Raw genomic sequence first — 12,046 nt, forward strand, 5'->3', positions numbered from 1 at the left:
GTGTCCCTCCCCGGGATGGTGGCGTGGGCGCGGCGGTCAGTCGCCGTCCGCGTCGTCGATGTCCTCGTCCGGCACGTCGGCGGCCGGGACAGGTGCGGTATTGCCGAGCAACGGCTGCAACGACACTGGCGCGCCCTGCATGAAGCCGTGGCTGCGCGCCCAGGTGGCGAACAGACGCGGCCACTGCGCGACCAGCGCGCCCGGCCGGCCCAGGCCCCAGCTGTGGCCGCCGCGCTCGAAGATATGCATCTCGGCCGGCACGCCCTTGGCGCGGGTGGCGTTGAACATCGTCAGGCTGTGGCCGACATCGGCGATCGGGTCGTCGGCGGCATGCACCAGGAACACCGGCGGCATGTCGGCGCGCACGTGCGATTCGACCGAGTAGGCAGCGACCGCGTCGGACTGCGTGCCCAGCTCGCGGCGCGAGCGGGTGGTGTCGAGCGGCGCCTGCAGCGACACCACCGGATAAAGCATCGCCAGGAAGTCCGGCCGTGACGAGACGCGGTCGGTGGCGTCGAGTGCGGGATAGAAATCGTGGTCGAACCGCGTGGCGAGGATGCCGCCCAGGTTGGCGCCGGCCGACGAGCCCATGACGCCGATCTTCTCGGGGTCGATGCCCAGCGCCCCGGCCTGGCTGCGCAGCACGCGCAGCGCGCGCTGGCCGTCCTGGAACGGCGCGACCGCCGGCCAGCCGTCGCCGGGCAGCCGGTAGTACAGCACCGCGGCGGTGGTGCCGATCGAGGCCAGCCACTGCGCCATCGGCGTGGCGGCCGTGCCGACCTGGATGCGGAAATAGCCGCCGCCGCCCAGGATCAGCACCGCCGTGCCGTTGGGCTGCGCCGGCCGGTAGATCTCCATACGCGGCTCGGCGATGCGGGTCACCGCGCCCAGCGCGCTGCCCTCGTTGCCGACCTGCTCGGGGCCGGTGACGCTGGTCGGCAGGTGGCCGGCCGGCCACAGCGGCACGGTCTGCGGGCCGGTCTGCGCCTGGGCGATGCCGGTGCAGGCGAACAACAGGCCGGCGATGGTGCCGGCCCAGCGGTGTGTGGTCATGGATCCCCTCCCGTGGTGGTGCATGTGGATGGTGCGACGTGCGGCGGTCAGTCGAGCGCCAGGACCTCGCGGTCGCCGGGGCCGGCCGCCGGATCGGGCGCGGCCATCACCGGCGCCGGTGTGCCGTCGAGCGCGGCGTTGAGGGCGTCGCGGTCGAGCGCATTCTCCCAGCGCGCGATAACGACCGTCGCGACCGCGTTGCCGATGAAGTTGGTCAGCGAGCGGCATTCGCTCATGAAGCGGTCGATGCCCAGGATCAACGCCATGCCGGCCACCGGCACCGTGGGCACCACCGACAGCGTGGCCGCCAGGGTGATGAAGCCGGCGCCGGTCACGCCGGCCGCGCCCTTGGAACTGAGCATCGCCACCAGCAGCAGCGTGACCTGCTGCCACAGCGTGAGTTCGGTGTTGGTGGCCTGGGCGATGAACAGCGCGGCCAGGGTCATGTACAGGTTGGTGCCGTCGAGATTGAACGAGTAGCCGGTCGGCACGACCAGGCCGACGACCGATTTCTTGCAGCCGGCCTTCTCCATCTTCTCCATCAGCGAGGGCAGCGCCGATTCCGAGGACGAGGTGCCCAGCACCAGCAGCAGTTCGGCCTTCAGATAGCGGATCAGCTTGAGCACCGAGAAGCCGCAGCCGCGCGCCACCGCGCCCAGGATCACCAGCACGAACAGCAGCGAGCTGACATAGAACGTGCCCACCAGCCAGGCCAGGTTGACCAGCGAGGCCAGGCCGTACTTGCCGATGGTGAAGGCGATCGCGCCGAAGGCACCGATCGGCGCGGCCTTCATCAGGATGTGCACCAGCTTGAACACCGGCGTGGTCAGCGCTTCGAGGAACGTCAGCACCGGGCGGCCCTTCTCGCCGGTGAGCGCCAGTGCGATGCCGAACAGCACCGCGATGAACAGCACCTGCAGGATGTTGCCGTCGACGAACGCGCTGACCAGCGTGCCGGGAATGATGTCGAGCAGGAAGCCGGTCAGGGTCAGCTCGTGGGATTTCTGCACGTAGCCCTGGACGGCGGCGGTGTCGAGCGTGGCCGGGTCGATGTCCATGCCCGCCCCGGGCTGCACGACGTGCGCGACGACCATGCCGACCACCAGCGCCAGCGTCGAGAAGCACAGGAAGTAGGCCATCGACTTGGCGAACACCCGCCCGACGGTGCGCAGCTGGGTCATGCCGGCGATGCCGGTGACGATGGTCAGGAAGATCACCGGCGCGATGATCATCTTGACCAGCTTGATGAATGCGTCCCCCAGCGGCTTGAGCTGCTCGGCGAAGGCCGGCGAATAGTGGCCGAGCAGCGCGCCCAGCGCGATCGCGACCAGCACCTGGACGTACAACTGGCGATACCACGGCAACCGCGGAGCGGCCGGCGTGGCGGCGGGAATGGCGTGCATGCGGAGGATCCGGTTGGCGCGTCCGTCGACATGCGGGCGCTCGGCGAGGCTGTGTTGTACGCCCGCACGCCGGATCCGCCGATAGCGCATTGGTGTTATGCGGCGCGTGCATCCGCCCGGCGCACTGCCTAGACTGCCCGGCCCACCCGCGCCCTGTGCCCACGAGGTTCCCCCATGCGCCTCACCCTCCCGCTGCTGCTGGCGCTCGCCGCCGGCACGTCCCCCGCGTTCGCCCGCGCGTTCGACGACTGGCCGACCGGCTACACCTTCGGCGACGGCACCCACGTCGCGGCCACTGCGAACTTCGCCTGGGACACGGTGGATTTCAGCGGCGACCCGCACCTGGTCGACGATGACGGACTGCGCCGCCGCGAGTTCGGCGCGACGGCCAAGAAGGCCGGCGTCTGGGATGCGATGGTCTATTTCGACTTCGAATCCAGGACCTGGCTGGACGTGTTCGTGCGTGTGGAGAGCCAGGCATTCCTGGGCCGCGACCTGGGCACGCTGCGCGTGGGCTACATGAAGGTGCCAGTAGGGCTGGAGGGCGTGACCGCCTCGCGCGCCGGCACGTTCATGGAACTGGCTGCGCCGATCCAGGCGATCTACCAGGGCCGGCGGACCGGTGTGGAGTGGACCTACGAGCAGCCGGCCGCGCTGTTCCAGGTCGGCGGCTACGCCGGCCAGGACCTGCACGGCGACAATCACGGCCAGACTGTGGCCGCGCGTGCGGTGTGGACGCCGCGCAAGGCCGACGGCGACGTGCTGCACCTGGGGCTGGCGGCCTCGCGCGAGAACCCGGAGGCCTGGACCGACGGGCGCGGCGATCGCTTCGCCCCCACCGCGCGCCTGCGCGCGCGGCCCGGCGCGGGGCTGACGCCGGTGCGCCTGGTCGACTCGGGCGAGCTGACACCGGTCGATCACATCCGCCGCACTGGCCTTGAAGGCATCTGGATCCGCGGGCCGGTCTCGCTGCAGGGCGAACTGCTGCGCGCCGACATCGCCCGCGACGGCGGCCTGCCCGACTATCGCGCCCAAGGCGGCTACCTGGCCGGCAGCTGGCTGATCACCGGCGAGCACCGGCCGTACTCGGCCGGCAACGTCGCCAACCCCAAGCCGGCGCACGGCTACGGCGCAGTGGAGCTGGCGGCGCGCTACAGCACGCTCGATCTCGACGACGGCCCGATCGCCGGCGGCCGCCAGCACGACTGGACGTTCGGCGCCAACTGGTACCTGACCTCGCATTTCAAGCTGCAGGCCAACTACGTGCGCGCCCATGCGACCCGCGGCGGCCGCTCGACCTCGCCCGATGCGGTGGAGTTCCGCGCGCAGGTGCAGTTCTGAGCGAGCGACGCGTCGCGAACTCGCGACACGTCGGCCGTTAACCTCGCCCCATGCGATCCCCGCCCCGTGCCCGCCGCCTGCTCTGGACCGCGATCGCGATCGGCGGGCTGGTGGCGACGACCGTACTGGGCCATCGGCTCGGCGGCCACAATGCGCTGCGCCAGCAGACCGCGCTGGCGCAGCAGCAATTGCAGTTGCAGGCACAGGCGCTGGACCAGCGCATCGAGCGCTACCGCGCACTGCCGCAGTTGCTGGCGCTCGATCCCGACCTGCGCGCCGCCGTCGCAGCGTCCGTGGACGCGCCCACACGCGAGCGGCTGAACCGACGGCTGGAGGAAGCCAACCGCACCGCGCAGGCCTCCACGCTGACCCTGATCGGCGCCGACGGCACCGCGATCGCGGCCAGTAACTGGCGCACGCTGGGCAGCAATGTCGGCGAACGTTACGCCTTCCGCCCGTATGTCCAGCAGGCACTGCGCGAGGGCAGCGGGCGCTTCTACGGCATCGGCGTGACCACCGGCGTGCCGGGCTATTTCCTGTCGGAGGCGCTGCGCGACGCGGACGGCCGCGCGGTCGGCGTGATCGTCATCAAGCTCGAGCTGACCCAGTACGAAGAGCGCTGGCCGCACGCCGGTAGCGTGGTACTGGCCAGCGATCGGCATGGCGTGGTGTTTCTCGCCAGCCGGCCCGAATGGCGCTACCGGCTGCTCGCCCCGCTCACGGGCAGCGCGCGCGCCGAACTTGAGGCCACGCGGCAGTACGGCAGCCAGCCGCTGCGTCCGTTCGTCGGCACGATCGGCGACGATGCGCTGGCGCGCATCGACAACCCGGCGATGCCCGGGCGCTGGGTGTGGCAGCGCACGCCGCTGGCCGACACCGACTGGACCCTGCACCTGCTGCAGGACGCAACGCCGGTCGCGGTCGCGGCCTGGCAGTGGGCCGGCATCGCCGGTGTGTCGTGGATCGCACTGGTGTTCGTGGTGCTGTTCGCGCAGCAGCGGCTGCGCCTGGGGGCGCTGCGCCGGCGCAGCCGCGAGGAGCTCGAGACCCTGGTGCGCCAGCACGCCGAGGAACTGCGCACCGCCAAGGACGGGTTGGTCGCCGCCGCGCAGGAGGCCGATACCGGGCTGAGCCGCCGGCTGGCGCACCTGCCGCAGGGCGTGGTCATCATCGACGCGCGGCTGCGCATCGTGGCCTGGAACGCGCGCTACATCGAACTGTTCCGCTTCCCGCCCGATCTGGTGCGCGTGGGCACGCCCATCGAGGACGTGTTCCGCTACAACGCGCGGCGCGGCCTGCTCGGTCCGGGGCCGGTCGAAGAAACGATCGAGCGTCGGCTCGACCACCTGCGCAGCGGCAAGCCGCATGCGCGCGAAAGCGAGAAGAGCGACGGCACGGTGCTGGAGATCCGGGGCAATCCGCTGCCCGATGGCGGCTTCGTCACCAGCTACGCCGACATCACCGCCTACAAGACCACCGCGCGCGAGTTGCGCACGCTGGCCGACGCGCTGGAACAGCGCATCGCCGAGCGCACCGCGGACCTGGAGCAGGCGCGCCGCGAGGCCGAGGCCGCCAACCGCCAGAAGGGCCGGTTCGCCGCGGCCGCGGTGCACGACCTGCTGCAGCCGCTCAACGCCGCGCGCATGTTCGTCTCGGCGCTGCGTGCCCGGTTGCCGAGCGCGGAGGCACGCACGATCGTCGACAGCATCGAGAGCGCACTGTCGGCGCAGGACGGCATCCTGACCAGCCTGCTCGATGTCTCGCGGCTGGAATCGGGCACGTTGCAGGCCAACGTGCACGACGTGCCGCTGGGGCCGGTGCTCGAGGCGCTGGCGCGCGAGGCCGGCGTGCTGGCGCAGGCTCGCGGCCTGCAGCTCGACGCGGTGCCCACGCACGCCTGGGTGCGCAGTGACCCGGTGCTGCTGCGCCGCCTGGTGCAGAACTTCCTGTCCAACGCGGTGCGCTACACCGCGCACGGCCGCATCCTGCTCGGCTGCCGGCGCGTCGGCACATCGCTGCGCATCGAGGTGCACGACACCGGCCCGGGCATTGCGCCCAACCGCCAGCGCGAGATTTTCGAGGAGTTCCGCCGGCTCGACGACGGCGGTGGCGACGACCGCGGGGTCGGCCTGGGACTGTCGATCGTCGAGCGCATCGCGCGGTTGCTGGGCCATCGCATCGACCTGCGCTCGCAACCGGGTGTGGGCAGCGTGTTCTCGGTCACGGTGCCGCGAGTCGCGCCCGGCGACGCCGCGCCGGTGCCCGTGCCGGAGGCCGACGACGACGACGCGCCCTTGCGGGGCTGCCGCGTGTGGGTGGTCGACGACGCGCCGCAGGTCTGCGCCGCGACGCGCCTGCTGCTCGAGCGCTGGGAGTGTGATGTGCTGCTGGCCGACGGCCCGCACGCCGCACTCGCCGCCGCGATGCACGGCCAGGCGCCCGACATCGTGCTGCTCGACGTGCGCATGGGCGAACATCACGGCCCGACGCTGTTGGACACGCTGTGCGAGCGCTGGGGTGCGGTGCCGCTGGTGATCGTGATCACCGGCGAGACCGATCCGGCGCTGCGCGCGCAGGCGCGCGAGGCCGGCCATGGCTTCCTTTCCAAGCCGGTGCGGCCGCCGGCGCTGCGGGCGCTGATGATGCAGATGCGTTTGCGGGGGCATTGAGCGCGGTGGCCCCCACCCAACCCTCCCCCGCATGCGGGGGAGGGCTTGTCACGACATGGCCACGCGCGCCACGCATGCGGGAGAGGGCTTAGAACGCTTTGGCCACGCGCGCGCCGCATGCGGGGGAAGGCTTGTAACGCCTTGCCCACGCGGGCCGCGCCGATCTAAGCCTCGTCGTCGCGCTCGAGCGCCTTGACCAGCACCGCGGCCTGGGTGCGGCTGTGGCATTCGAGCTTGCGCAGGATCGCGGTCACATGGACCTTGACGGTGTTCTCGGCCAACCCGAGCTGGTGGGCGATCTGCTTGTTGAGCAGGCCGTCGGCCAGGCACAGCAACACCCGCACCTGCTGCGGCGTGAGCTGGGCCAGGCGGCTGGCCAGTTGGGCATCGGCTTCCGAGCGCTCGGCGGTCAGCGGCGGGAACCAGCTGCCGCCATCGAGCACGGCCGCGACCGCCTGGGCGATCGATTCGGCCGGCGCCGACTTGGAAATGAAGCCGGCGGCGCCGAACTGCTGCACCCGGCGCACGGTGCGCGGGTGGTCGTTGGACGAGATCACCAGCACCGGCAGTTCGGGCCGCTCGCCGCGGAGCCAGACCAGCGTCGACAGGCCGCGGGCGCCGGGCATCGCCAGGTCGAGCAGCACCAGTTCGATGTCCGGATGGGCCGGCAGCGCGGCCTCGACGGCCGAGGCGCTGGCGGCTTCGACCACGCGGATCTCGCCCAGGCCATCGCGCAGTGCGTGCAGGACCGCGGCGCGCAGCAGCGGGTGGTCGTCGGCGACCAGAATCGTCGGAGTCTCCATCGCTACAGTCTGGCATGTCCGTCGGGCGGTGCTTTCGAGGGCACAATGGACGATCGGGACGATCGGGAGCCGGAGTCGCCATCAAGGTGCATACCGTCGCGCACATCCTCCGCACGCGCGCGGGCCGCCGCTGGCGTGGCGCGCTCGCCACGCTGCTCGCCGCGCTGGTGCCTGCCGGCGCCTGCGCGCAGGCGCCCGAGCACACTCCCTCGCTGAGCCTGGAGGTCTACGGCCTCGAAGAGGGGCTGTCGCAGCTGACAGTCTCGTCGATGAGCGGCGACGATCAGGGCTTTCTGTGGGTCGCCACCCAGGACGGGCTCAACCGGTTCGACGGCCACCGCTTCCGCACCTACCGCACCGACGACACGCCCGGCGAGGCGGGCCTGGCGAGCAGCGGGATCGACAGCCTGGCGTTCGAGGCGTCCACCACGCGGATGTGGCTGGGCACCGACGACGCCGGCCTGGAGGTGGTGCACCTGCCGACCTGGACGCGGCGGCGGGTGGATGTCGATGCGGGGCTGTCGCACACGCGCGTCACCGAGATCCTGCTCGATCCCGACGGCGGCGCGTGGGTAGGCACCGAGGCGGGGATCGACCACGTCGATGCGGCGGTCGCTACGGTCCGGCCGCTGGGTGCGACCGGCGAGATCGTCGGCCTGATCAAGGCGCCGGGGCGTCCGCAGCCGGTCGGCCTGGATGCCGACTGCGGGCTGTGGACGGTGGACGCCGACGGGCTGCACGCGCTGCCCGCGTTGTCGGACGCACGCCGCTGCGTGGCGCTACAGGCTGGTCCCGAGGGGCTGTGGGTCGCCTCCGATGCCGGCCTGCACCGGCTCGATCTGAGCGGCGCAGTCCTGCGCCACTGGCCGATGACCGCGCTGGGCGCCAGTACCGCACGGCCGACAGCGATGATCCGGCTCGACGATGGCCGGCTGCTGATCGGCTTCGCCCATGGCGGCGTGGTGCAGCTCGCACCCGGCAGCGACCGCCCGCAGCAGTTGCGCTTCGACCAGCCGCCGCGCAGTGCGATCACCCGCTTCCACCAGGGGCATTCGGGCGCGTGGTGGATCGGGACCTACACCTCGGGCCTGTACCGGGCGCGTCCGCTGTCGTCGGTGATCCGCCACGACGGCGCGGGCCTGGGCGAGATGCACGACTGGCCGAGCCCGAGCATCCGCGCGGTCGCGCGCGACGGCGCGCGGATGCTGGTCGGCACCGATGCCGGGTTGCACCTGCGCGATGGTGCGGGGCCATGGCGCGCAGTGACCACGCTGGCGACCCATTCGGTGCGCGCGCTCGCAGCCGATGGTGCCGGCGGTTGGTGGGTCGGGACGCTGTCGGGGTTGTACCGGCTGCACCACGACGACCGCATCGTGCAGGTCACCGGCCTGCGCGATCCGCGCATCGATGCGCTGTTGCGCCAGGGCGACACGCTGTGGGTCGGCACCCGCGGCGGGCTGCAGCGGTTCGAACGCGGCCATGCGGTGGCCGACCCGCGTGTGGCCGCGCTGGACGGCAGCGTGGTCACCCGGCTGTATCCCGACATCGATGGCAGCCTGCTGGTGGGGACCAGCACACGCGGATTGTGGCGGCTGCGCGGCGATACGTTCGCGCGCCTGCAGCCCACCGGCGCGGGTCTGCACCGCGCGGTGTGGGCCATCCATGCCGATGACCGCGCGATCTGGGCCGGCACCTTCGGCGGCGGCCTGTACCGCATCGACCGCGCCACCGGCGCCTCGACCGCGCTCACCGATCGCGACGGGCTGACCAACAACGTCGTCTACCGGATCCTGCCCGATCCGGGCGGACGGCTGTGGGTGAGCACGAACCTGGGCCTGAGCGTGGTCGACCACGACAACGGCATCGTGCAGAACCTCGGCCGGCGCGACGGCCTGCGCAACCAGGAGTACAACAGCGGCTCGGCGTTCCAGGACGAGGACGGCCTGCTGTACTTCGGCGGCACGCTGGGGCTGGACGTGATCGCGCCGATGCAGCTGCCACGGCGCAGCGCGCCGGCGCGGCCCGTGCTCACCGGCCTGCAGTTGCTGAGCCGGCGCAGCGATCCGGAGGCGCGCCGCGCCAGTGAGACGGACATCGTCTATGCGACGAAGATCGCGCTCGACGACGAGGACGACGTGTTCACGATCGGCATGACCGCGATCGATTTCCTCGCCCCCGGCGCGGCGCAACTGCGCTACCGGGTCGAGGGCCTGCATGTCGGCTGGCTGTACCCGCACCAGGCGCGCACCGAGGTCTCGCTCAACCACCTGCCCGCCGGCCGCTATCGGCTGGAGGTCCAGGCCGCCGGCCGCGACGGCACCTTCGGCCCGTCGCGGGTGCTGGAGATGACCATGCCGCCACCGCCTTGGCGCCATCCGCTGGCGTACGCGGCCTACGCGCTGCTCGCGGCCTGCGCACTGGCGCTGTTCGTGTGGCGGGCACGGCGCGCGGTGCATCGCGAGCGCGAGCGCGCCGAACTGCTCGACCGCACCATCGCCGAACGCACCGCCCAGCTCGAGCAGGCCAACCGGCAACTGCAGTTGAGCAATGCGCAACTCGATGCGGCGACCCGGCTCGATCCGCTGACCCGCCTGGCCAACCGGCGCGAGTTGCAGGACTGGCTCGCACGCGCGGCGCAACACGTGAGCGTCCCGGCCGCCGCCGGCACGCCGCACGATGCGCTGTACTTCTTCATGCTCGACATCGACGCGTTCAAGCGCATCAACGACACCCGCGGCCACCAGGCCGGCGATGCGGTGCTGGTGCAGTTCGCGCAGAGACTGCGCGGGCTGTGCCGGGCCGACGACCTGCTGGTGCGCTGGGGCGGCGAAGAGTTCCTGCTGGCCGCGCGCCTGGACCGGCCGGAGGCCGCGGCGCGCCTGGCCGAACGGATCCGCGACGTGGTGTCGGCCGAGCCGGTGACGCTGGCCCACGGTGCGCCGCTGCCGCTGACCTGCTCGATCGGCTTCGCGCCCTGGCCGTTCTCGTCCGCGTGGCCGTCGCTCGGCGACTGGCAGCAGACGTGCGCACTGGCCGATCGCTGCCTGTACGCGGCCAAGGCCGCCGGGCGCGATGCCTGGGTGGGCCTGGCGCCGACCGCCACGCCCCGCCGGCACCAACTGCATGCCTTGTTCGCAGGCGCCGACCCGGCCGATCTGAGCGAGAGCGTGCGCTGCCTGCATTCGACCGCCGCGCTGCCGACGTTCGGGCTTTGAGCGTCTACAGCTGATCGAGCCGGATGCGGTTGGCGAACAGCGAGAACGCGAGCATCCCCGCCAGCCCGCCGGCGCGCGCCAGCCACGGCGGCAACCAGCGCGGCGGCTGCAGCACGCCGGCCTCGAACAGCGGCGCGAACCGGTGCACGTCGTCCAGGGTCATCTTGCCTGCGAACAGTTGCCGGCACAGCGGCAGCCGGCGCTGCGCCAGCGCCTGGCGGAAGAAGGTGTGCACGTCGATCAGCCCGCGCAGGTACACCGTGTCCTTGGTGAAGGCATGGCCGCCGCTCAATGGCACGCCGCGGAACACCCGCTGCGCCGACGCGAAACTCTCGGCCGGGGCTTGTCCGGCGGCGTGGAAATAGTCGAACACCTGCAGGAAATCGGCCCCATCGAGCGCCCGCGCGATCGCCTCGGTGCGCAGGCTGACCCGCTTCATGCGGGCGATGTCGAGGCTGCCGGTGATCTGCTCGGCGAACACCGCCAGCCCTTCCTGGGTCGCGGTGGTCCGCGGTGCGGCCATCGCCAGGCTCGGCAACACCGGTTGCGCGCGGCCGTTGAGGGCGGTCAACGAATGCACGAAGGCCTCGTGCTGCAGCAGTTGGGCGCGGTCGTGCGGCGAGTAGCGCGCATCGGCGCGCAGCCGCAGCCGATAGGCGCCGGCGGCGGCCTTGGCGATCAGCCCGGCATCGCGCTCGACCTCGACCACGCGCGCGCCGAAGTACGCATCCAGATCCCCCTGGAGCTGCACCTGCAGCGTGGCCGCATCGACCGTCGGGTCGTCGGCCTCGCCCAGCAGGGCCGGATCGTAGGCATCGGCGATCCGAAGGAAATGCCGCGCCGCATCGCAGGTCGTCAGCGCCCCGCCCGGCAACGACGCGTCGGGGCGCCCGTACAGCGCGACCGCATGTGCGGTGACCGCCCCGGTGCCCAGCGCCTCGAGCAAGCGTGCGGCGACGTCCCAGGCCTGCGCCGATTCGACCAGATACGCGCCCAGCGGATGCTCGGCATCGGCCGCCGCCGCGACTGCGTCCAGCTCGCGCCGCGCCTGCGCGAAGTCGAGCGAGGGGTAGACGACCTCCGGCATCTCACGGCGCCCGGCCGCGAACGCAGCGAGAAACCGCTGCTGGGTGTCCGGTGCCCAGCTCGCCAATCCCAGCAGCCGGATCCCGCGCGCAGCGGCGACCATGCGCGCATCGAGCGCAGCGTGATGGGCGATCGCATCGGGCATCGGCAGCTCCTGGTCGCAGCGCGGCCACTGTAGCAATGCAGCGCGGTCGGTTCGGGGCGTCCGCATTCCCACCTCCCCGCACGCGGGGGAGGGCGCACGGCGCTGCAGTGCCGAAGATCGCGACACCATCCCGGCGCGCGGGAGAGAGCACCGCGCCGCAATGCCGAAGATCGCGGCACCTCCCCCGCTTGCGGGGTGAGGTCGACGCGCGTCGCGCGGCGGGTGGGGGCCGGGGCGTTCCCGACATCCAAACGACGCGCCCTCGCGGCCGTTCGCCCCCACCCCAGCCCTCCCCCGCGCGCGGGGGAGGGAGCACGGCGCTGCTGTGCCG

7 protein-coding genes are annotated in these 12,046 nt (G+C 72.1%); 3 read left to right on the top strand and 4 right to left on the bottom strand.

What is annotated here, in order from left to right; all coding sequences use genetic code 11:
• Positions 1 to 36: 36 nt before the first annotated feature.
• Both ABE488_RS12985 and ABE488_RS12990 read right to left on the bottom strand, forming a co-directional pair.
• Positions 37 to 1,053, bottom strand: coding sequence for an alpha/beta hydrolase (locus tag ABE488_RS12985; RefSeq protein WP_346445480.1), 1,017 nt, complete (start codon positions 1,051 to 1,053; stop codon positions 37 to 39).
• Between the two features lie 47 nt (positions 1,054 to 1,100).
• A complete protein-coding gene (locus tag ABE488_RS12990) occupies positions 1,101 to 2,456 on the bottom strand; it encodes a dicarboxylate/amino acid:cation symporter (RefSeq protein ID WP_346445479.1) in 1,356 nt (451 codons plus the stop codon).
• A 174-nt stretch (positions 2,457 to 2,630) separates the two neighbouring features.
• Between ABE488_RS12990 and ABE488_RS12995 the strand changes: the two genes are divergently transcribed.
• Entirely contained in the window at positions 2,631 to 3,797 is a 1,167-nt protein-coding gene (locus tag ABE488_RS12995; protein WP_346445478.1) for a porin, read from the top strand.
• 50 nt (positions 3,798 to 3,847) lie between these two features.
• Positions 3,848 to 6,466: a PAS-domain containing protein gene (locus ABE488_RS13000; RefSeq protein WP_346448767.1), complete on the top strand. Its 2,619-nt coding sequence runs from the start codon at positions 3,848 to 3,850 to the stop codon at positions 6,464 to 6,466.
• Positions 6,467 to 6,630: 164 nt separating this feature from the next.
• Here the strand turns inward: ABE488_RS13000 and ABE488_RS13005 are convergent, their stop codons facing one another.
• Positions 6,631 to 7,269: a response regulator transcription factor gene (locus ABE488_RS13005; RefSeq protein ID WP_346445476.1), complete on the bottom strand. Its 639-nt coding sequence runs from the start codon at positions 7,267 to 7,269 to the stop codon at positions 6,631 to 6,633.
• A gap of 86 nt (positions 7,270 to 7,355) precedes the next feature.
• On the opposite strand from ABE488_RS13005, the gene ABE488_RS13010 reads away from it, so the two are divergent.
• Positions 7,356 to 10,484: a diguanylate cyclase gene (locus ABE488_RS13010; protein ID WP_346448769.1), complete on the top strand. Its 3,129-nt coding sequence runs from the start codon at positions 7,356 to 7,358 to the stop codon at positions 10,482 to 10,484.
• A gap of 4 nt (positions 10,485 to 10,488) precedes the next feature.
• Here ABE488_RS13010 and ABE488_RS13015 read toward each other — a convergent pair whose 3' ends face one another.
• Positions 10,489 to 11,715, bottom strand: a complete 1,227-nt coding sequence (locus ABE488_RS13015; RefSeq protein ID WP_346445474.1) for a flavohemoglobin expression-modulating QEGLA motif protein — start codon at positions 11,713 to 11,715, stop codon at positions 10,489 to 10,491.
• Between the last annotated feature and the right edge of the window lie 331 nt (positions 11,716 to 12,046).

It is taken from the genome of Luteimonas sp. TWI662 (genome assembly GCF_039673825.1).
In the GTDB taxonomy this organism is placed as follows: domain Bacteria; phylum Pseudomonadota; class Gammaproteobacteria; order Xanthomonadales; family Xanthomonadaceae; genus Luteimonas.